This is a genomic window from Streptomyces sp. BRA346 (genome assembly GCF_052851135.1).
The window spans coordinates 109,862-130,466 of sequence record NZ_JAIWIH010000022.1 but is presented as its reverse complement, the minus strand read 5'-3'; the positions used below and the strand labels follow the sequence as shown (position 1 = coordinate 130,466).

Genomic DNA, 20,605 nt, shown 5'->3' with positions numbered 1-20,605 from the left:
CCGCTCGATGCAAGGTGCTGGAGGATCCGTGGACCTGTCCCTGTCGACTCGGACCGTTGGCGACCGCACGGTCGTCGAGGTCGGTGGCGAGATTGATGTATATACCGCGCCCAAGCTGCGCGAGCAGCTGGTCGAGCTTGTCAACGACGGTAGCTACCACCTGGTCGTCGACATGGAGGGCGTCGACTTTCTCGACTCCACCGGGCTCGGCGTGCTCGTCGGCGGGCTCAAGCGCGTACGTGCCCATGAGGGCTCACTGCGTCTGGTGTGCAACCAGGAGCGCATTCTCAAGATCTTCCGTATCACCGGCCTGACCAAGGTGTTCCCCATCCACACCTCGGTCGAGGACGCTGTCGCGGCGACTGACTGACCAGTCACCGCGGGAAGACCAACAAGGGGGTCCCGGGCGGTTTCGCCCGGCCCCCCGATCTGCACGCCCATACGCCCGAGGGGGATGGCATGGCCACTGTCGAACTCCGCTTCAGCGCGCTTCCCGAGCACGTCAGGACCGCCCGGCTGGTCGCGGCTGCCGTAGCGCGTCGGGCGGGGGTGGACGAGGCCGTGCTCGACGAGGTGCGGCTCGCGGTCGGCGAGGCCTGCACCCGTGCGGTGGGGCTGCACTTGAGCAACGGGGTGGACGCCCCGGTGCGGGTGGCGCTCACCGAGGAGGAGAAGAAGTTCTCCATCGAGGTCGGCGATGAGTCCCCGACCTCGGCGGGGCACGCCCCGGGCTCCCACCCGGATGTGGACGACGAGGGCGAGAGCGAGGACGAGATGGGCCTCGCGGTCATCAGCGGGCTCGTCGACGACGTCGAGGTGACGACCAGCGAGACCGGCGGTGTGATCCGCATGAGCTGGCCGGCCTCACCCCAGTCCCTCGTGCCGTAACGATTCCGCCGCCATCCCGCTCCATCCGCCGTGACCTCCGGGCCGGCCGTCTCCGTGACGGTCGGCCCGGTCGTCGTTCCGGGGCACGTTCCGGTTCTCGTTCCGGCCGTCCTTCCCGAGGCCCTTCCGGAGGTCCGGAAAACCGCTCTGAACAGCACTTTTCATAGTGCACTGAGATCGTTTATGGAGATCATTCCACCCTCGTCAGTGAATTGTTGACCTTCCTCCTTCCGGAGGAATTCCCGGGGCCCAAACCTATTGATCTTCGCTGGTGCAGGCGAATTCCCATTCCGGCGCCCTGTTTTGATCGTGTGACGCTACTTACAATCCGTCCACATCTTGAGCTCAGGACGCCTGAGCGTGGCGGCTCTTCTGCGGTCGCAGAACTGCTGCGCGCGCCCATGTGCCAAACGTCAAGGAGGACGAATGGCGGGGCCTCTCACCCCTCATCAGCTGGATCTCACCACGACCCTGGCCGCCGCAGAGCTGACCGATGACAACCGGGTGATCGTGATGGTGATCGCCGCGGTCGCGATCGCGGCGCTCGCTGTCGCCGTGGTGCTGGTACGACAAGTGCTCGCAGCCGGCGAGGGCACGGACAGTATGAAGAAGATCGCCGAGGCCGTTCAGGAAGGCGCGAATGCCTATCTGGCCCGGCAGCTGCGCACTCTCGGCGGATTCGCCGTGGTCGTGTTCTTCCTGCTCATGCTGTTGCCGGCGGACGACTGGCCGCAGCGCATCGGGCGGTCGGCGTTCTTTCTGATCGGCGCGGGATTCTCGGCGGCCACCGGCTATATCGGCATGTGGCTCGCGGTGCGCAGCAATGTGCGCGTCGCCGCCGCGGCCCGGGAAGCGACCCCCGAGGCTCCCACCACCTCGGTCAACGGGGATTCCGCATCGTCCGCTCCCGGGGACCCCGGGAAGCCCGCCGTGGATCTGACGGCGGTCTCGCACAAGGCGATGAAGATCGCCTTCCGCACGGGCGGCGTGGTCGGCATGTTCACCGTGGGCCTCGGCCTGCTGGGCGCGTCCTGCGTGGTGCTCGTGTACGCGGCCGACGCGCCCAAGGTGCTGGAGGGCTTCGGTCTCGGTGCCGCGCTGATCGCGATGTTCATGAGGGTCGGCGGCGGCATCTTCACGAAGGCTGCCGACGTCGGTGCCGACCTGGTCGGCAAGGTCGAGCAGGGAATCCCCGAGGACGACCCGCGCAACGCCGCGACCATCGCGGACAACGTGGGCGACAACGTCGGCGACTGTGCGGGCATGGCCGCCGACCTGTTCGAGTCGTACGCGGTGACCCTGGTCGCCGCGCTGATCCTCGGCAAGGCGGCCTTCGGCGACGCGGGCCTCGCGTTCCCCCTGCTCGTCCCGGCCATCGGTGTGCTCACCGCCATGATCGGGATCTTCGCCGTGGCCCCGCGCCGCGCCGACCGCAGCGGGATGACCGCCATCAACCGCGGCTTCTTCATCTCCGCGGTGATCTCGATGGCGCTGGTGGCGGCCGCGGTCTTCACCTATCTGCCGTCCAGCTACGCCGACCTCGACGGTGTCACCAACCGCGAGATCCTCGGCCACAGCGGTGATCCGCGCATCCTCGCGCTGGTCGCCGTCGCCATCGGCATCGTGCTCGCCGCACTCATCCAGCAGCTCACGGGCTACTTCACCGAGACCACCCGGCGCCCCGTCCGGGACATCGGCAAGACCTCGCTGACCGGCCCGGCCACCGTGGTGCTCTCCGGCATCTCGGTGGGGCTGGAGTCCGCCGTCTACTCGGCGGTGCTGATCGGGCTCAGCGTCTACGGCGCGTTCCTGCTCGGCGGCACCTCGATCATGCTGGCGCTGTTCGCGGTCGCGCTCGCCGGGACCGGTCTGCTCACCACCGTCGGCGTCATCGTCGCGATGGACACCTTCGGCCCGGTCTCCGACAACGCGCAGGGCATCGCCGAGATGTCCGGCGACGTCGAGGGTGCGGGCGCCCAGGTGCTCACCGACCTCGACGCGGTCGGCAACACCACCAAGGCGATCACCAAGGGCATCGCCATCGCGACGGCGGTGCTCGCCGCGGCGGCGCTCTTCGGCTCCTACCGCGACGCCATCGCGGAGGCCGTCTCCGATGTGCACACCTCCGTGGCCGGGCAGATGAACCTCAGCCTGGACATCTCGCAGCCCAACAACCTGGTCGGGCTCGTCCTCGGTGCCGCCGTCGTCTTCCTCTTCTCGGGGCTGGCGATCAACGCGGTGTCGCGGTCGGCCGGTGCGGTGGTCTTCGAGGTGCGGCGGCAGTTCCGGGAGAAGCCCGGGATCATGAACTACACCGACAAGCCGGAGTACGGGCGGGTCGTCGACATCTGCACCAAGGACGCGCTGCGCGAGCTGGCCACCCCCGGTCTGCTGGCGGTGCTGGCGCCGATCGCCGTCGGCTTCGCCTTCGGGGTCGGCGCGCTCGGCTCGTTCCTGGCCGGGGCGATCGGCACCGGCACCCTGATGGCGGTCTTCCTCGCGAACTCCGGGGGCGCCTGGGACAACGCGAAGAAGCTGGTGGAGGACGGGCACCACGGCGGCAAGGGCAGCGAGGCCCATGCCGCCACGGTGATCGGCGACACGGTCGGCGACCCGTTCAAGGACACCGCCGGCCCCGCGATCAACCCGCTGCTGAAGGTCATGAACCTGGTGGCGCTGCTGATCGCCCCGGCGGTCGTGAAGTTCAGCTACGGCGAGGACGCGAGCCCGGGGCTCCGCGCTGTGATCGCCGCGCTGGCCGTCGCGATCATCGTCGGCGCCGTCTACGTCTCCAAGCGGCGCGGAATCGCCGTGGGTGACGAAGGCAACTCCGAACGCGTCGCGAAGTCAGCCGACGCGGCGGTGGTGTCCTGACCCGGAAGCGGTCACGGGGCCCTGTGAGCCCCCGCGGCATGCGGGCGGTCGGTGTGCGACGGCACGCCGTCCGCCCGCAGCCGTGTCCGCCATTCGGCGCGTTCACCACATGAGCGCGATGAGGCGGATGGCACACCGAGCTTGGTTCAATTGGCTGCAAAAGTATCCATACAGGATGCTCGGCAGACGGTCCGAGCGGCTTGGCCGTGTATGTTCCGGGGCCGAGAGCCATGGAAGGGACCAATCCGGTGAACAAGAAGCTTGTGGCACTGTCCGGCGGTGCGGCACTCGTACTGGCGCTGAGCGGCTGCGGCGGCGGCGATGATGATAGTGACAAGAAGGCAAACGCCTGGGCCAAATCGGTCTGTGACGAGGTGCAGCCGCAGCTGAAGAAGATCCAGGGCGCCAACGCCTCCATTCGGGCGGCGTCCGAGGAGCAGGACTCCAAGAAGCTCCAGCAGACGGACTCCAAGGCGTTCCAGCAGATCTCCGAGTCCTACGCGGCGCTCGCCAAGGCGGTGAAGAAGGCCGGCGCCCCGCCCGTCGACAACGGCGAGCAGACCCAGAAGCAGGCAGTCAAGGAGCTGAACGCCACCTCCGGGGCGTACAACGACCTGAAGACGACCGTCGACAAGCTCGACACCTCGGACAAGTCCAAGTTCGCCGAGGGCCTCAAGGGCGTCGCCGACGAGCTCAAGAAGCTCAGCGACTCGGGTGACAAGGCCCTCCAGCAGCTCCAGGCGGGCAAGGTCGGCACCGCGATGTCGAAGCAGCCCGGCTGCCAGAAGCCGAAGACCGGCGCCACCAGCGCCACGTAAGGCGAGAGGGCCGGGCCGCACGCCCCTGTTGTCGGGTCGTCGGGGTGCCGAGTTATCCACAGGGTGGCTTTTCCACAGGCCGCCGCCCGTCGTCGCCGACGGTCGGCGGTTGCCCCGACAATGGGGGCGTGAGTACGCAGCAGCCCCCGTCCCGCCTCCCGATCCCCGACCCCGAGCGCACCACCCACCTCCGCGAAGCACTGCTGGCCGCGGCGTTCACCGCCGACGGCCTGCTGGATCTGCTCGGCGCCTCCGCCTACGCCGCCCTGGCCCGCGGCGAGACCGTCCCCGCGCTGCGCGCGGCCCGCGGCGACAGCCCGCTGGAGATCCTGGTGCGGCTCTTTCTGCTCCAGCGCCCGGTCTCCGACGAACGGGCGGCCGAGGCCCTGCCGGTGACGGACTGCCTCACCGACGGCTGGCTGGTGCGGGACGGCTCCCAGGTGCGCGCGAGCGTGGACGTGCGCCCGTACGGCGGCCCCGAGGGCCAGGACTGGTGGATCGTCTCCGACCTCGGCTGCGCGGTCGGCGGCGCCGGAGGCATCGGCGGGCCCGGCGGCGCCCGTGGGGCCGCGGAGCGCTCGCAGCTCGTCCTCGGCGTCGGCGGCGCGTCCACCACGCTGGCCGGTCTCACCGTCCGTACGCCCGTCAAGCGGGCCCTCGACCTCGGCACGGGCTCCGGCATCCAGGCGCTGCACGCGAGCCGGCACGCCGCCCGCGTCACCGCCACCGACCCCAATCCGCGCGCCCTCGACATGGCCCGGCTCACCCTCGCCCTCTCCGGGGCGCCGGAGCCGGATCTGCGCGAGGGGTCGCTCTTCGAGCCGGTCGGCGGCGAGACGTACGACCTGATCGTGTCGAACCCGCCGTTCGTGATCTCGCCGCGCTCCGCGGAGGGCGACCGGCTGGTCTACCGGGACGGCGGGATGTCCGGGGACGATCTGTGCCGCACCCTCGTCCAGCAGGCGGCCGGTCATCTCGCCGACGGCGGCTGGTGCCAGCTGCTCGCCAACTGGCAGCACGTCCGGGGCGAGGACTGGCGCGAGCGGCTCGCCTCCTGGGTACCGCCCGGCTGCGACGCCTGGATCGTGCAGCGCGAGGTGCAGGACGTCGCGCAGTACGCCGAGCTGTGGCTGCGTGACGCGGGCGAGCACCTGGCCGGTCCCGAGGCGTACGCGGCGCGCTACGACGCGTGGCTGGACGAGTTCGAGGCGAGCGGGACCACGGCCGTCGGGTTCGGCTGGATCACGCTGCGCAAGTCCGGCGCCGACGAGCCGTCGGTGACGGTGGAGGAGTGGCCGCACCCGGTCGAGCAGCCGCTGGGGGAGGCCGTGGCGGCCCACTTCGACCGCCAGGACTTCCTGCGCGCACACGACGACGCGGCGCTGCTGACGGCCCGCTTCCGGCTCGCCGACGAGGTCGTCCAGGAGCAGGTCGGGCTGCCCGGCATGGAGGACCCGGAGCACGTGGTGCTGCGGCAGAACCGGGGCATGCGCCGCGCGACCAAGGTCGACACGGTGAGCGCGGGCTTCGCGGGGGTGTGCGACGGCACGCTGAGCGCGGGCCGGATCCTGGACGCGATCGCCCAGCTGCTCGGGGAGGACCCGGTGGTGCTGCGCGACCGGACCCCGCAGTCCATCCGGCTCCTCGTCGAACAGGGATTTCTCCAGCCGGTGGCCGACGAGGTCCCGTAGCGCGCGGGGCGTACGCCGGGGGCGCGGCCGCGCGCCCCCTTGCCTCCGCGTGGCGGGATGCCGCTGCCCCGCGTGGCGGGATGCCGCCGCCGGGGACGTGAACGGGGCCGGAAAGGGCGGTCGCGCGCCGTTCACCCGGGGTTCGTGCGTACGCCTCCCGCGCGTGCCACGCTCCGGGCATGGAGAGCGGACCTGCGATCTTTGCCGGAACGGCATTCGTGTTGTTCGGTACGGCCCTGCTGCTGTGGACAGCGGTGCGGCTGCGGCAGCGTGTGCCGGTCGCCGATGGTGTGAGTCCCGTCGCTTCCGCGACCCTCTCCCTTCTCTTCGCCGCCGCCTGTCTGGGCGGCGGGATCTGGTGCCTCGGTTACGCCTGACAGGGCGCCTTCCGCGAGGCTTGTGCCGGTCCGGGCGGCAGACAGGACGCTTGTCGGGTTACCGTTCGAGTGGCGTTGCGGGCTTTTTCCGTTTGACACGGGGGCGGGATGTACCGTCACACTCCGCAGCGTCACCGTAGAGGGCCGTGTACGCGTTACCCGCGCTGCAAGCGTCCGTTCACCGAGCGTCGACCGGAGAGAAGAGCGAAGTTGTCCCCGACCACCAGCGAGACCGCACAGGGCGGCCGCCGACTCGTCATCGTCGAGTCGCCTGCCAAGGCGAAGACGATCAAGGGCTACCTGGGCCCGGGCTACGTGGTCGAGGCGAGCGTCGGGCACATCCGGGACCTGCCGAACGGTGCGGCCGAGGTACCCGACAAGTACACCGGCGAGGTGCGCCGGCTCGGCGTGGACGTCGAGCGGGACTTCCAGCCCATCTATGTGGTGAACGCGGACAAGAAGAGCCAGGTCAAGAAGCTCAAGGAGCTGCTCGCCGAGTCCGACGAACTCTTCCTCGCCACCGATGAGGACCGGGAGGGCGAGGCCATCGCCTGGCACCTCCAGGAGGTCCTCAAGCCCAAGGTGCCGGTCCGCCGGATGGTCTTCCACGAGATCACCAAGGACGCGATCCGCGAGGCCGTCGCCAATCCGCGCGAGCTGAACAAGCGCCTGGTCGACGCCCAGGAGACCCGCCGCATCCTGGACCGCCTCTACGGCTACGAGGTCTCGCCGGTCCTGTGGAAGAAGGTCATGCGGGGCCTGTCCGCGGGCCGCGTCCAGTCGGTGGCTACCCGTCTCGTCGTCGAGCGCGAGCGCGAGCGCATCGCCTTCCGCTCCGCCGAGTACTGGGACCTGACCGGCACCTTCTCCACCGGCCGCGCCGGTGACGTCAGCGATCCGGGCACCTTCGGCGCCCGGCTGTCCGCCGTGGACGGCCGCCGCGTCGCCCAGGGCCGTGACTTCACCTCGCTCGGGCAGCTGAAGGACGGCTCGAACGTCCTGCACCTGAACGAGGCGGACGCCCGCGCCCTGGCCGCCGGCCTCGCGGACACCGCCTTCACGGTGCGGTCCGTCGAGTCCAAGCCCTACCGCCGCTCGCCGTACGCCCCGTTCCGTACGACGACGATGCAGCAGGAGGCCAGCCGCAAGCTCGGCTTCGGCGCCAAGGCCACCATGCAGGTCGCGCAGAAGCTGTACGAGAACGGCTACATCACCTACATGCGTACGGACTCCACCATCCTGTCCGACACGGCGGTGGCGGCGGCCCGGGCGCAGGTCACGCAGCTGTACGGTGCCGACTACCTGCCGGACAAGCCGCGGTCGTACGCGGGCAAGGTGAAGAACGCGCAGGAGGCGCACGAGGCCATCCGCCCCTCGGGCGACCGGTTCCGCACCCCGGCGGAGACCGGGCTCACCGGTGACCAGTTCCGGCTCTACGAGCTGATCTGGAAGCGGACCGTCGCCTCCCAGATGAAGGACGCGGTCGGCAACTCCGTCACCGTCAAGATCGGCGGCCGGGCGAGCGACGGCCGGGACGCGGAATTCTCCGCCTCCGGCAAGACGATCACCTTCCACGGCTTCATGAAGGCCTACGTGGAGGGCGCCGACGACCCGAACGCCGAGCTGGACGACCGCGAGCGCCGTCTGCCGCAGGTCGCCGAGGGCGACGGGCTCACCGCGGAGGAGATCACCGCCGACGGCCACGCCACCAAGCCTCCGGCCCGCTACACCGAGGCGTCGCTGGTCAAGGAGCTGGAAGAGCGCGAGATCGGCCGTCCGTCCACGTACGCCACGATCCTCGGCACCATCCTCGACCGCGGCTATGTGTTCAAGAAGGGCACCGCGCTGGTGCCGTCCTTCCTGAGCTTCGCCGTGGTCAACCTGCTGGAGAAGCACTTCGGCCGGCTCGTCGACTACGACTTCACCGCGAAGATGGAGGACGACCTCGACCGCATCGCGCGCGGTGAGGCCCAGGCCGTGCCGTGGCTCAAGCGGTTCTACTTCGGCGAGGGCGTGAACGGCGCCGACGGCGGTGACGCCGGTGAGGGCGCCGCGGCCGAGGCCGGGAACGGCGACGGCGATCACCTCGGCGGGCTGAAGGAGCTGGTCACCGACCTGGGCGCGATCGACGCCCGGGAGATCTCGTCCTTCCCCGTGGGCGACGGGATCATGCTGCGCGTCGGCCGCTACGGCCCGTACGTCGAGCGCCCGTCCCAGACCGAGGGCGAGACCGGCCACCGCGCCGACGTCCCCGACGACCTGCCGCCGGACGAGCTGACCGTGGCGTTCGCGGAGGAGCTGCTCGCCAAGCCGAGCGGCGACTTCGAGCTGGGCACCGACCCGGAGACCGGGCGTCCGATCGTCGCCAAGGACGGCCGCTACGGTCCGTACGTCACCGAGGTGCTGCCCGACGACACCCCGAAGACCGGCAAGAACGCGGTCAAGCCGCGCACCGCCTCGCTCTTCAAGTCGATGTCCCTGGACACGGTGACCCTGGAGGACGCGCTCAAGCTGATGTCGCTGCCGCGCGTCGTCGGCACCGACCCCGAGGGCACCGAGATCACCGCGCAGAACGGCCGCTACGGCCCGTATCTGAAGAAGGGCACCGACTCGCGCTCGCTGGGCAGCGAAGAGCAGATCTTCACCATCACGGTCGACGAGGCGCTGGCGATCTACGCCCAGCCCAAGCAGCGCGGCCGCGCCGCGGCCAAGCCGCCGCTGAAGGAGCTGGGCACCGACCCGGTCAGCGAGAAGCCGGTCGTGGTCAAGGACGGCCGCTTCGGCCCGTACGTCACGGATGGCGAGACCAACGCGACGCTGCGCCGGGACGACGACGTCGAGACGATCACGCCCGAGCGCGGCTACGAGCTGCTGGCGGAGAAGCGGGCCAAGGGCCCGGCGAAGAAGACCGCCAAGAAGACGGCGGCGAAGAAGACCACCGCGAAGAAGACGGCGGCCAAGAAGACCACCGCGAAGAAGACGGCCGCCAAGAAGACGGCTGCGAAGAAGACGACGACCGCGGCGAAGAAGACCACGGCCAAGAAGACGGCCGCGAAGAAGACCACCGCGGCCAAGACGGCCACGGCCGAGAAGACGGCGGCCAAGGCGGAGTAAACGCCTGGTCGCGGCCACGTCATCCGCGTGCCCCCGCCCGTTTGTTCGGCCGGGGGGACGTGGATTCACGTGATCCGGATAGGCTGGCGGGATGACGCGAGAGCAGCCTTCGGACGTGACCCCCACTTCCGGCGCCCTTGCCGCGGACTCCCGCGAGCGTGCCGTCCGAGCCCTCCTGCGCTATCCGCCGCTACGCCGGCTCTGGAGCGCCCAACTCGTCGGTGGCGCCGCGGACACGCTGGCCGTGCTGGTGCTCGTCCTGCTGTCGTTGCAGGCGGCGGTGTCCGCGGGCTCCTTCGGCGGAGGCTATCGGGGGGCGGCGCTGGCGGTCGCGGCCGTTCTGGGCATGCGGCTCCTGGCGACCCTGTTGTTCGGCGCGGTGCTCCTCGGCCCGATCTCCGCGCTCATCGGCCCGTCCGGTCCGCTGGACCGCCGCTGGACCATGATCGGCGCGGATGGGCTGCGGCTCGTCCTGCTGCTCATCGCACCGCTGTGGATCGACTGGACGCCCGACGACGCCGTCGCCTGGCTGCTGATCACGACCTTCGTCGTGGGCGTCGCCGAACGCTTCTGGACCATCGCCAAGGACGACGCGGCCCCCGCGCTGCTCCCCGCGCCGCCGGTCGAGGGCGCCGCCGTGCGCCCGCTGCCGGACCACATGGACGCGCTGCGCCGCCTCTCGCTGCGGACGAACTTCCTCAGCGTGCCGCTGGCCGCCGGCGGGCTCCTCGTTGTCATGCTCATCGGCAGGCTGCTGGGGACGGGCGTCAGCTGGTTCCACGCCCACCAGGCGGCCCTCGGCTCGTACGTCGGCGCCGGGCTGTTCGCCGCGTCCATCTCGGTCCTCTACTTCGTGGAGCTGCCCGGCGCGCAGACGCCCCGTACGCGCTCCCCGCTCGAAGGGCTGCGCCGGCCGCGCGCCGCCTCCGGCTCCGGTCCCGACAAGGGCCGTACCGGCGCCGCGCCGCTGCTGATCCTCGCCTGCGCCGGAGTGGCGGCCGCCATCGCCGCGGCCGTCGGCGTCGCCGCGCTCCAGGCCGTCGACCTCGGCGGCGGCCCGGTCGGCTTCTCGCTGCTCGTGCTCGTCCTCAGCGGCGGCCCGGCGATCGGCATCCGCTCGGCGCCCAAGGTCCTCCCGGGGCTCTCGCGGCGCCGGCTGCTGGCCCTGTCGGTCGCGCTGACCGGTCTCGCGCTGCTCGCGGCGGGCCTGGTGCACGACGCGACGACCGTCCTGATGATCGCCCTGCTCGCTGGTCTGTCGGCCGGTATCGCCGCGAACACCGGCCACTCCCTCCTGGACCAGGAGCTGGAGGAATCCCGCCGGCCCCGGATGACCGAGCACCTGCACGCCGTCGTCCGCGTCGCCGTCGGCCTCGGCGCGGTAGCCGCCCCGCTGCTCGCCGCCGTGATCGGGCCGCACCGGCTCGGCAGCGGCGACTTCGTGTTCGCCCACGGCGGCGCGGCCTTCACGCTCATGCTCGTCGGCGCGCTGCTGCTGCCCATCGCGGCGCTGGTCCTCGGCCGCACCGACGACCGGCAGGGCGTCCCGCTGCGGCAGGACCTGCGCGAGGCGCTGCTGCGCGGCGGGGGCGCGGAGGAGGCCCCGGCCGCGAACGGCTTCTTCATCGCCGTCGAGGGCGGCGACGGCGCGGGCAAGTCCACGCAGGTCGAGGCGCTGGCCGAATGGGTCAGGGCCAAGGGCCACGAGGTGGTGGTGACCCGTGAGCCGGGCGCGACCGCCATCGGCAAGCGGCTGCGCTCGATCCTGCTCGACGTCTCGTCCGCGGGGATCTCGCACCGCGCGGAGGCGCTGCTGTACGCGGCGGACCGCGCCGAACACGTCGACTCCGTCGTCCGCCCGGCCCTGGAGCGCGGCGCGGTCGTCATCTCCGACCGCTACATCGACTCGTCCGTCGCCTACCAGGGCGCGGGCCGCGACCTCGCCGCGACCGAGATCGCCCGCATCTCCCGCTGGGCGACGAACGGCCTGGTGCCGCATCTGACGGTGCTGCTGGACGTCTCCCCGGAGACCGCCCGCGAACGCTTCACCGAGGCCCCCGACCGGCTGGAGTCCGAGCCCGCCGAGTTCCACCAGCGGGTGCGCTCCGGATTCCTCGCCCTCGCCGCCGCCGACCCGGCCCGCTACCTGGTCGTGGACGCCGGACAGCTGCCGGAGGCGGTCACCTCCGTCGTACGCCACCGACTGGACCAGATGCTGCCGCTGTCGGAGGCGGAGCTGAAGGCCCAGGAGGAGGCCCGGAAGGCGGCGGAGGAAGAGGCGCGCCGCAAGGCCGAGGAGGAAGCCGCCCGCAAGGCGGAGGAGGAGCGGCTGGAGCGCGAGCGCCAGGAGGCGCTGGCCAAGGCGCGCGCCGAGGAGGAGGAGCGCAAGCGCCGCGAGCTGGAGGAGGCGCGGCAGCGCGAGGCCGAGCGGCAGGCGGAGGAGGCCCGCAAGCGGGCCGAGGACGCGCGCCGTCGGGCCGAGGAGGACCGCAAGCGCATCGAGGCCGAGGACCGCGCCCGCGCCGCCGAGCAGGAGCGGCTCCGCCGCAAGGCCGCGGCGCAGGCCCAGGAGCGGGCCGAGGCGGCGGCGCGCCGCCAGGAGGAGCAGCGCAAGGCGGAGGAGGCGCTGCTGCGGGCCGAGCAGGCGCGGCAGGCGGCGGACGCTCCGACCGTGGAGACCGAGCTCCCGAAGCCGCCCGGTACGACGGATGAGGCGCCCGAGGCGGCGGGGGGTACCCCGTCCGACGCGCCGTCCGACGTGGCCGAGACGGTCCGGACGCCGCACTTCGACCCGCGGACCGCCCGCCCGGAGACGGCCGGGACCGGCGAGGCCCGTGAGACCGACGAGACCGCCGTGCTCCCGCCGGTGCCACCCCGGCGCGAGCCGGACGCCGAGGAGACCACGGTCCTTCCCCAGCCGGGGTCCTCCGCGACCGACGAGACGGCTGTCCTGCCGCCGGTACGGGACGAGCGGCCCGTACGGGAGGGGCGGCCCGCCGATCCGGCCGACCGGGTTCCGCCGTGGATGTTCCGCAAGGAGGAGCAGGACCAGGGGCAGGAGCAGGGCCGGGCGCAGGCGGACGACCGTACGCGCGAGCTGCCGCAGTTCGACCAGGAGCAGGACCAGGGGGAGGACCAGGCGCGCCGTCGGCGCCCGCGCCCGGACTGGGCGGAGGAGACCCCGCTGGACGACCTTCCGACGCTCGCCGACGAACTCCTCGGCGACCCCGACCGCGACGACGAGGGCGGCGGCCGGCGCCGTCGCTGACCGCCTGGCGGCGTTGTCGGTGGGGTGCCCCACAATGGGACGCGTTGGGCAGATAAGGCGGAGGCAGCCATGGCGGTATGGGACGACCTGGTCGGGCAGGACCGAGTAGCGGCCCAGCTGACCGCTGCCGCGCACGACGCGGACGCGCTGGTCACGGCCGGTGCGTCGGCCGAGTCCGAGGCCGAGCCCATGGCGTCGTCCAAGATGACGCACGCCTGGCTGTTCACCGGCCCGCCCGGTTCCGGCCGGGCCACTGCCGCCCGCGCCTTCGCCGCCGCGCTTCAGTGCGTGAGCCCCGACCGGGCGCTCGGCGGCGCCCCCGGCTGCGGTTTCTGCGACGGCTGCCACACCGCCCTGGTCGGTACGCACGCCGATGTGGAGGTGGTGCGTACGGACATGCTCACCATCGGCGTCAAGGAGACCCGCGAGCTCGTCCGCCGCGCCCAGCTCTCCCCGGCGGGTGGCCGCTGGCAGGTGATCGTCATGGAGGACGCCGACCGCCTCACCGAGGGCGCGGGCAATGTGCTGCTGAAGGCCGTCGAGGAGCCCGCCCCGCGCACCGTATGGCTGCTGTGCGCGCCCTCCCTGGAGGACGTGCTGCCCACCATCCGCTCCCGCTGCCGCCTCCTCACCCTCCGTACGCCCCCGGTGGACGCCGTCGCGGACATCCTGGTCCGCCGCGACGGCATCGACCCCGAGCTGGCCGCCTCCGCCGCCCGCGCCACCCAGGGGCACATCGGCCGCGCCCGGCGGCTGGCCACCGACGAGCGGGCCCGGACGCGCCGCAAGGCGGTGCTGAAGCTCCCGCTGCGCATCGACGACGTGGGCGGCTGCCTCAAGGGCGCGCAGGAGCTGGTCGACGCGGCGGCCGAGGACGCCAAGCAGGTCGCGGAGGAGGTCGACGCCAAGGAGACCGAGGAGCTGCGCGCCGCGCTCGGCGCCGCCGCCGGTACGGGCGGGCGGCTGCCGCGCGGCACGGCCGGGGCCATGAAGGAGCTACAGGACCGCCAGAAGCGCCGCGCGACCCGCACCCAGCGCGACAGCCTCGACCTGGCCCTGACCGAGCTGACGGGCTTCTACCGGGACGTGCTGGCCCTCCAGCTCGGCTCCCAGGTCGCGCTCGCCAACACCGACGTCCGGGACGCCCTGGAGCGGGTGGCGTCCGGCTCGAAGCCGGAGCGGACGCTGCGCAGGATCGAGGCGGTCGCGGCCTGCCGCGACGCGCTGGACCGCAATGTGGCGCCGCTGCTGGCGGTGGAGGCGATGACCATGGCGCTGCGCGCGGGCTGAGCGCGGCGCGGCCGCCGCGGTGGAGCGGCTGTGGGCGGCTTCCTCACCCGTACGAGTGAGTCCGGCGCCGCATGGAGCGTAGTCGGACGGATACCCTCCGTATCGCTGGCGGTTCCTCGCCAGCGCCCGCGACCCGAGGGATCCGCCGATGGCCACCAGCCGCAGCAGCACGCTCACCACCATCGGCGCCGCCGTCGCGGGCGCCGCCTTGCTGTTCTCAGGCTGCTCCGTAGGAGCCTCGGCGCCGCCCGCCGCATCCCTGCCGACGGCCGTCCCCACCGCCCTCAAGCCCTACTACGAACAGACCTTGACCTGGCACAAGTGCCCCGGCGGCGCGGGCTTCGACTGCGCCACGCTGAAGGCCCCGCTCGACTACGCCAGGCCCGGCGCCGGCCGGGACCTGAAGCTGGAGGTCTCCCGGAAGAAGGCGACCCGCTCCGCCCGCCGCATCGGCTCGCTCCTGGTGAACCCGGGCGGCCCGGGCGGCTCCGCGATCGGCTATCTCCAGAGCTTCGCGGCGATCGGCTACCCGGCGCCGGTCCGTGCACGGTACGACCTGGTCGCGATGGACCCGCGCGGAGTGGCCGGGAGCGAACCCGTCACCTGCCTGAACAACCGGCAGATGGACTCCTTCACCCGGACCGACCAGACCCCCGACGACCCCGTCGAGATCCGTCGGCTCGTCGCCGCGTACAAGAAGTTCGCCCGCGGCTGCGCGGCCCGCTCCGGCCGCGTCCTCGGCCATGTCTCGACCGTCGAGGCGGCACGCGACATGGACCTCCTGCGCGCCGCCCTCGGCGACCGCAAACTCGCCTACGTCGGCGCCTCCTACGGCACCTTCCTCGGCGCCACCTACGCCGACCTCTACCCGGCCCGCGTCGGCCGCCTCGTCCTCGACGGCGCCCTCGACCCCACGCTGACCTCCCGGCGCATGAACCGCGACCAGACCGCGGGCTTCGAAACCGCCTTCACCGCCTTCGCCCGCGACTGTCTCCGCCGCTCCGGCTGCCCCCTCGGCACCGGCACCGTCGGAGACGCCCGCAAGCGGCTCGGCGCCCTCTTCCGCCGCATCGACTCCCACCCGGTCCCCACCGGCGGCTCCCGCACGCTGACCGAATCCCTCGCCACCATCGGCGTGATCACCGCGATGTACGACGAGGGCGCCTGGCCGCAGCTGCGCACCGCCCTCCGCGCGGCCCAACGCGGCGACGGCAAGGGTCTGCTGGACCTCGCCGACCTCTACTACGAGCGCGACACCGACGGCCGTTACGCCAACCTCATGTACGCCAACCCCGCCGTCAACTGCCTCGACCTCCCACCCGCGTTCCGCACCCCCGCCGACGTCCGCGCGTCCCTCCCCGCCTTCGAGAAGGCATCCCCCGTCTTCGGCAGGTCCCTGGCCTGGTCCGCCCTGAACTGCGGCTACTGGCCCGTCCGCCCGACCGGCCACCCCCACCCCCTCCGGGCCGAGGGCGCCGCCCCCATCGTCGTCGTCGGCACCACCCGCGACCCCGCCACCCCGTACCGCTGGGCCCGCGCCCTCGCCTCCCAGCTCACCTCCGCCACCCTCCTCACCTACGACGGCGACGGCCACACCGCCTACTCCCGCGGCAGCGGCTGCGTCGACACCGTGATCAACACCTACCTCCTCACCGGCCGACCCCCCNCCCCCACCCACCGCCGCTGCACCTGACCTCCCGGTCCACCGCCCCGGAACCCCGTACGGAGCACCCCCCGGGACTGTGTAGACTTGGCGAAGCTGCTGTTGCCGATCAGGCACCACCAGCATGCCGCCTTAGCTCAGTCGGCCAGAGCGACGCACTCGTAATGCGTAGGTCAAGGGTTCGATTCCCTTAGGCGGCTCCACTGGAACCCCAGGTCAGGCAGTGTCTGAGCTGGGGTTTTGTGTGTCAGCGGATGCGTCGGCGGCGACATGAGCGGGCAGCGCGAGTGTCGACGGAATCAGTCTTGATCGCAGCGAGGTTCTCGGGCCTGGGCACGAAGAACTCGCCCATGCGGCGCATCGCGTCCTTCGAGAGGGCGGATCGGCCCTTCCTGCCGCCGGGTCTGGCTGATCTGGGTGTGCCGCAGGATCTCCAGGATGGTGGGCATGTCCACAGCTCGTTCAGGATCGTGCCTGCGGTGTGGCGACTTCCGTCGTACAGGCGGCGGTCGCTGATCCCCGCTTCCTCCAGCAGCTCCTTGAACTCCTCCCAGTCCGCGCGGGGATCGAGCGGTCGGCCGTCCGGCCGCGTGAACACGACGTCGTGCTCCTCCCACTCCTCACCTTCTGCTGCCCGGCGGGGCCCCGCGGATCGGGAGCCACGACCGGATGCTCGCGGAGTCCGATCTCTACCGCGATCTCGTGGGACTGTGGTCCGCGAAGAGCGCCACCCCTTGACCCGACGGGAGCTCACTGAAGGACAGCGGCCTGCCGAGGCGCCGGCCGCTCCCCGCACCCGCGGGGATGTTCCTGCGAAGCCCAGGTCACATCTCGTGTGGCCTGGGCTTTTCGCTGGAGTTGGAGTCCGTTCAGCCGCCTCCTCCGCCTCCTCCTCCGCCGCAGCCTCCGCCACCACCGCCTCCTCCGCCGCAGGACGAGCCTCCGCCGCACGAGGAGTTGCCGCCGCAGGACGAGCCGCCGCTGCCTCCGGCCCACCAGCTGCCGGAGTTGCGGCGTCGGCCGCGGTTGAGTTCGAGGGGAGTGCCTTTCGATCCGGATTTGGCCGCTTTTGCGAAGACGGTGATGATCACCAGGAAGACCGCGGTGACCATCACGATGGTGAACAGAGAGCCCATCGAGCGCTTACCTTCCCTAGCTGGTCACCGTCGTAGACGAGTTGGGGAAGGTCAGCGGTTCGCCGTGAGTGGCGATCTTTGGGGGAGAGGGGCAACGGGGTGGATGGGTGGGGGCGGGCGGTGGCGGAAGCCGCCTCGTTGTTCAAGGAATTGGGCATGGGGGTGTGAATGGTGGGTAGGCGGGTCCTCGTTCAGCTGAAGCAAGCCGATGGGCAGGGAGGGCGAAGTGAACGGCACGGCAACCGTGGATTCGTCAGAGCTGACGGCAGGGGAGGCTGAGCGGACGTGTGGGGTTGTGGGGCTGCCGGCCGTAACGGACCCGACCAAGGTGACGCCACAGGACGCTCGTGCGCTGACCAAGGTCTTCCTTGACCGGCTCACCGAGTTGGAAGAGGGGACGCACGACTACCAGTACGTGCGGAACACCCTGATCGAGTTGAACCTGTCACTGGTGCGGTACGCCGCCCGGCGGTTCCGTAATCGTTCGGTGGAGATGGAGGACGTCGTCCAGGTCGGGACGATCGGGTTGATCAAGGCGATCGACCGGTTCGACCTGAGCCGCGAGGTCGAGTTCACGACCTTCGCCGTTCCGTACATCGTCGGTGAGATCAAGCGGTTCTTCCGCGACACGAGCTGGGCGGTGCATGTGCCGCGCCGGTTGCAGGAGTTGCGGATCGACCTGGCCAAGGCGAACGAGGAGCTGTTCCAGCGGTTCGACCGGTCGCCGACGACGACCGAGCTGGCCGAGCACCTGAACCTGAGCGAGGACGAGGTGCTCGACGGGCTGGTGGCCAGCAATGGTTACAGCACCTCGTCGCTGGACGCGCCCGCCGATCCCGAGACCGGTACGACCCGTGTCACCACGTACGCGGACCGGATCGGTGAGGTCGATCCCGCGATGGAGGTCGTGGAGAACCTGCACGCCCTCAAGCCGCTGGTGGAGCAGCTCGGGGAGCGGGACCGGCGCATCCTTCAGATGCGGTTCGGCGAGGAGATGACCCAGTCCGAGATCGGTGCCGAGTTGGGTGTCTCCCAGATGCACGTGTCGCGGCTGCTCACGAAGTCGCTGACGCGGCTGCGGCGCGGGATGCTGGCCGACTAGGCCGACTGCGATGAGCTCGAGCGAAGCTCGATGAGCGTATGAGTGGGGCCCGACCGGGAATCCGGTCGGGCCCCACTTTCCTTGTGGTGTGCTACCAGCGGTACCAGCGTCCCCTGCGACCGCCCGTCGTGGGGCGGACGATGAAGCCGAGCAGCCAGACCGCGAGAACGATGACGGCGATCCACCACAGTGCCTTCAGGGCGAACCCGGCACCGAAGAGGAGGAGCGCGAGAAGCAGTACCACGAGAAGGGGGACCATGATTATCAACCTCCGACGCCCGAGTACCCCTCCGCGTAGGGCACACTCCTGATCATTTCGGTCAGTTGTCGAACGCCGTCGCGAGGCGCAGCCTGGAGGTGTAGAGGGCGGCCAGGGCAGAGGGTGATGATCATGATCCAGCCGGCTGATATCCGTGAGTGGCGCGACCGCGATGTCGTGGACGACGAAGGGCGCAAGATCGGCGCGCTGGAGTCGGTCTACGTGTCGACGTCGACCGACCAGCCCGAGATGGCGACGGTCCGTACCGGGGTGCCCACCCGGCACCGACTGGTCTTCGTTCCCGTGGACGACGCGATCGTGGGGCCGGGCTACGTCAAGGTGGCGTATGCGCGGGCGTTGGTGAAGAAGGCCCCGTCGCTGGGTGTGGACGATGTGCTGCCCGCCGACGAGGAGGGCGCGATCTTCCAGTACTACGGCAAGGCGTACACGGCGGGCGTCGGCGGTCAGCGGCGGCTCGCCCGCCGCTGATGGGGTGCGCGGGCGGTTGTCCCTGGTTGCCGATGGGGGCGGCGGTGGTCCCTGAGGGGGCGGGAGGTGTCGCGCGGTGGCTCTCTTCCTCTTCTTCGTGATCGTGGCGATGGTGCTCGGGCTCATCGGCACGGTGGTGACCGGGCTGAGCTATCTGCTGATCGTCGGCGTGGCGGTGTTCGTGGGCGATGTGATCTTCCTGGCCGTGCACTGGTCGCGGCGGGCGCGGCGGCGGCCACTGCGATGAGGACCGACCGGGTCGGTGTTCCGTTCGGCGTCCATTCCTTTCCGTACGCCCCCGGTACGCTGCGGTTCTCCGGCGACCCGGCGGCCGCCGACCAGCGGGTTCTGGAGCACTACCGGCTGTGGAAGCGCCACTTCGTACGGCCCCGGGGTGATGGTTCGTGCGCGGTGTACGCCCCCGACGCCGCGTATCCGTACGTCGCCGAGGCGCAGGGGTACGGCATGGTGATCAGCGCGCTGATGGCGGGCGCCGACCCCGAGGCCCGGGACGTCTTCGACGGGATTTTCCGGTATGTCCTCGCCCATCCGTCCTCCGGTCATCCCGATCTGCATGCCGCCCAGCAGGACGATGCGGGGCGGGACGTCGGAGGGGCGAATTCCGCGACCGACGGTGACCTGGACATCGCGTACGGGCTGCTGCTCGCGGACCGGCAGTGGGGCGGCGACTACCGGGCGCGGGCCCTCCGCCGGATCGACGCCCTCCGGGAGACGGGATTGCCCGCGTCGGGCGGGCCGATCAAGCTCGGCGACTGGTCCTCGGGCCACTTCGACGAGGTCTCCCGCACCTCGGACTGGATGCCCGGCCACTTCAGGGCGTTCCGGGCGGTGACGGGGGACCCGCGGTGGGGCGCGGCGCTGGACACGCATCTGTCGCTGGTGGAGGCGTTGCAGCGGCAGTACGCGCCGGACACCGGGCTGCTCCCGGACTTCGTGGTGGACACGGGAAGCCATCCGAAGCCGGCGCCGGGGCGGGTGCTGGAGAGCGAGCACGACGGCGACCACCACTGGAACGCCTGCCGCGACCCCTGGCGGATCGGCGTGGACGCGGTGGTGAGCGGCGACGCGCGGGCGCGGGCCGCCGCCGGGCGGATGGGGCGGTGGATGCGCGCGGCGACGCACGGTGATCCGGCCCGGATCCGGTGCGGGTACCGGCTGGACGGCGCGGCGTACGGGGAGGGCGCGTCCGGGGCGTTCGTCGCGCCGTTCGGGGTGGCGGCGATGGTGGGCGGCGGCGGTCAGGAGTGGCTGGACGCGCTGTGGGGGTGGATGGCGGCGTCGCCGCCGGTGCCGGACCGGTACTACGCGGCGAGCGTGCAGGTGCAGGCGATGCTGGTGGTCAGCCACAACTGGTGGGCGCCGTAGCCCGGTCCCCGGGAGTGGAATCGGGTGGCGCCGGGCGGGGTTCCCGTGGGGTGGAGACACACAGGGGACCCAGCCAGGGCGCGGGTACGGGCGCGTGCCGGTGTGGTGGTGCGGGCGCGGAGGTGCGGCGGGTCCTGGCGCGGGCGCTGGTGCGGCGGCGGGAGCCGCTGGACCCCGGGGCGCTGGCCCGGCTGCGGCGGTTCGGGAAGGCGCTGTCACGGGGCGAGCGGCCGTCCTGAGCGCGGCCGTG

At 71.5% G+C, this 20,605-nt stretch carries 17 protein-coding genes, 1 tRNA gene and 1 pseudogene; 16 read left to right on the top strand and 3 right to left on the bottom strand.

Going from position 1 to position 20,605, the window contains the following annotated elements:
* Nucleotides 1–28 precede the first annotated feature (28 nt).
* The 11 genes from bldG (at nt 29) to LCH29_RS25185 (ending at nt 16,186) form a co-directional block, all read left to right on the top strand.
* A complete protein-coding gene (gene bldG, locus LCH29_RS25235) occupies nt 29–370 on the top strand; it encodes an anti-sigma factor antagonist BldG (protein WP_009716787.1) in 342 nt (113 codons plus the stop codon).
* 89 nt (nt 371–459) lie between these two features.
* The gene (locus tag LCH29_RS25230) at nt 460–888 is read left to right on the top strand and encodes an ATP-binding protein (protein ID WP_123103588.1); all 429 of its coding nucleotides are present in this window, start codon (nt 460–462) and stop codon (nt 886–888) included.
* A gap of 426 nt (nt 889–1,314) precedes the next feature.
* Nucleotides 1,315–3,762, top strand: coding sequence for a sodium-translocating pyrophosphatase (locus LCH29_RS25225; protein ID WP_446464007.1), 2,448 nt, complete (start codon nt 1,315–1,317; stop codon nt 3,760–3,762).
* Nucleotides 3,763–4,010: 248 nt separating this feature from the next.
* The gene (locus tag LCH29_RS25220; RefSeq protein ID WP_446464006.1) at nt 4,011–4,580 is read left to right on the top strand and encodes a small secreted protein; all 570 of its coding nucleotides are present in this window, start codon (nt 4,011–4,013) and stop codon (nt 4,578–4,580) included.
* A gap of 128 nt (nt 4,581–4,708) precedes the next feature.
* A complete protein-coding gene (locus LCH29_RS25215) occupies nt 4,709–6,271 on the top strand; it encodes a DUF7059 domain-containing protein (RefSeq protein ID WP_446464005.1) in 1,563 nt (520 codons plus the stop codon).
* A 179-nt stretch (nt 6,272–6,450) separates the two neighbouring features.
* On the top strand, nt 6,451–6,648 hold the full coding sequence (locus LCH29_RS25210; RefSeq protein WP_179935256.1) for a hypothetical protein: 198 nt from the start codon (nt 6,451–6,453) through the stop codon (nt 6,646–6,648).
* 210 nt (nt 6,649–6,858) lie between these two features.
* The gene (gene topA / locus LCH29_RS25205; protein ID WP_446464004.1) at nt 6,859–9,762 is read left to right on the top strand and encodes a type I DNA topoisomerase; all 2,904 of its coding nucleotides are present in this window, start codon (nt 6,859–6,861) and stop codon (nt 9,760–9,762) included.
* A gap of 91 nt (nt 9,763–9,853) precedes the next feature.
* Nucleotides 9,854–13,030 carry a dTMP kinase gene (gene tmk / locus LCH29_RS25200; RefSeq protein WP_446464003.1) on the top strand — a complete coding sequence of 1,059 codons (3,177 nt, stop codon included), beginning with the start codon at nt 9,854–9,856 and terminating at the stop codon, nt 13,028–13,030.
* A gap of 69 nt (nt 13,031–13,099) precedes the next feature.
* On the top strand, nt 13,100–14,320 hold the full coding sequence (locus tag LCH29_RS25195; protein ID WP_446464002.1) for a DNA polymerase III subunit delta': 1,221 nt from the start codon (nt 13,100–13,102) through the stop codon (nt 14,318–14,320).
* 148 nt (nt 14,321–14,468) lie between these two features.
* Nucleotides 14,469–16,013 carry an alpha/beta hydrolase gene (locus LCH29_RS25190; RefSeq protein WP_446464001.1) on the top strand — a complete coding sequence of 515 codons (1,545 nt, stop codon included), beginning with the start codon at nt 14,469–14,471 and terminating at the stop codon, nt 16,011–16,013.
* Nucleotides 16,014–16,109: 96 nt separating this feature from the next.
* Nucleotides 16,110–16,186: transfer RNA gene (locus tag LCH29_RS25185), tRNA-Thr, on the top strand.
* 44 nt (nt 16,187–16,230) lie between these two features.
* On the opposite strand, the pseudogene LCH29_RS25180 reads toward LCH29_RS25185, so the two are convergent.
* Nucleotides 16,231–16,620, bottom strand: a pseudogene (locus LCH29_RS25180) (tyrosine-type recombinase/integrase); the annotation flags it as partial.
* Nucleotides 16,621–16,852: 232 nt separating this feature from the next.
* Nucleotides 16,853–17,119 (bottom strand): hypothetical protein, encoded by a 267-nt coding sequence (locus LCH29_RS25175; protein WP_446464000.1) that lies wholly within the window; start codon nt 17,117–17,119, stop codon nt 16,853–16,855.
* 208 nt (nt 17,120–17,327) lie between these two features.
* On the opposite strand from LCH29_RS25175, the gene LCH29_RS25170 reads away from it, so the two are divergent.
* Nucleotides 17,328–18,221: an RNA polymerase sigma factor SigF gene (locus LCH29_RS25170; RefSeq protein ID WP_446463999.1), complete on the top strand. Its 894-nt coding sequence runs from the start codon at nt 17,328–17,330 to the stop codon at nt 18,219–18,221.
* A 91-nt stretch (nt 18,222–18,312) separates the two neighbouring features.
* Here the strand turns inward: LCH29_RS25170 and LCH29_RS25165 are convergent, their stop codons facing one another.
* The gene (locus LCH29_RS25165; RefSeq protein ID WP_009716824.1) at nt 18,313–18,480 is read right to left on the bottom strand and encodes a hypothetical protein; all 168 of its coding nucleotides are present in this window, start codon (nt 18,478–18,480) and stop codon (nt 18,313–18,315) included.
* A gap of 132 nt (nt 18,481–18,612) precedes the next feature.
* On the opposite strand from LCH29_RS25165, the gene LCH29_RS25160 reads away from it, so the two are divergent.
* The 4 genes from LCH29_RS25160 to LCH29_RS25145 all read left to right on the top strand — a co-directional run bounded on the left by LCH29_RS25160 (nt 18,613) and on the right by LCH29_RS25145 (nt 20,594).
* Entirely contained in the window at nt 18,613–18,969 is a 357-nt protein-coding gene (locus LCH29_RS25160; protein ID WP_446463998.1) for a PRC-barrel domain-containing protein, read from the top strand.
* 76 nt (nt 18,970–19,045) lie between these two features.
* Nucleotides 19,046–19,216, top strand: a complete 171-nt coding sequence (locus LCH29_RS25155) for a hypothetical protein (protein WP_446463997.1) — start codon at nt 19,046–19,048, stop codon at nt 19,214–19,216.
* Nucleotides 19,213–20,355, top strand: coding sequence for a glycosyl hydrolase family 8 (locus tag LCH29_RS25150; RefSeq protein ID WP_446463996.1), 1,143 nt, complete (start codon nt 19,213–19,215; stop codon nt 20,353–20,355). The genes LCH29_RS25155 and LCH29_RS25150 overlap by 4 nt, the downstream gene beginning before the upstream one ends.
* Before the next feature lie 50 nt (nt 20,356–20,405).
* Complete coding sequence (locus tag LCH29_RS25145) at nt 20,406–20,594, top strand: hypothetical protein (protein ID WP_446463995.1); 189 nt, start codon at nt 20,406–20,408, stop codon at nt 20,592–20,594.
* Nucleotides 20,595–20,605 lie beyond the last annotated feature (11 nt).

Bases quoted from the DNA above. Each gene is read 5' to 3' on its own strand.
- LCH29_RS25230 (WP_123103588.1), top strand. From the start codon at position 460: ATGGCCACTGTCGAACTCCGCTTCAGCGCGCTTCCCGAGCACGTCAGG.
- LCH29_RS25225 (WP_446464007.1), top strand. From the start codon at position 1,315: ATGGCGGGGCCTCTCACCCCTCATCAGCTGGATCTCACCACGACCCTG.
- LCH29_RS25210 (WP_179935256.1), top strand. From the start codon at position 6,451: ATGGAGAGCGGACCTGCGATCTTTGCCGGAACGGCATTCGTGTTGTTC.
- tmk (WP_446464003.1), top strand. From the start codon at position 9,854: ATGACGCGAGAGCAGCCTTCGGACGTGACCCCCACTTCCGGCGCCCTT.
- LCH29_RS25195 (WP_446464002.1), top strand. From the start codon at position 13,100: ATGGCGGTATGGGACGACCTGGTCGGGCAGGACCGAGTAGCGGCCCAG.
- LCH29_RS25175 (WP_446464000.1), bottom strand. From the start codon at position 17,119: ATGGGCTCTCTGTTCACCATCGTGATGGTCACCGCGGTCTTCCTGGTG.
- LCH29_RS25170 (WP_446463999.1), top strand. From the start codon at position 17,328: ATGGGCAGGGAGGGCGAAGTGAACGGCACGGCAACCGTGGATTCGTCA.
- LCH29_RS25165 (WP_009716824.1), bottom strand. From the start codon at position 18,480: ATGGTCCCCCTTCTCGTGGTACTGCTTCTCGCGCTCCTCCTCTTCGGT.
- LCH29_RS25160 (WP_446463998.1), top strand. From the start codon at position 18,613: ATGATCCAGCCGGCTGATATCCGTGAGTGGCGCGACCGCGATGTCGTG.
- LCH29_RS25150 (WP_446463996.1), top strand. From the start codon at position 19,213: ATGAGGACCGACCGGGTCGGTGTTCCGTTCGGCGTCCATTCCTTTCCG.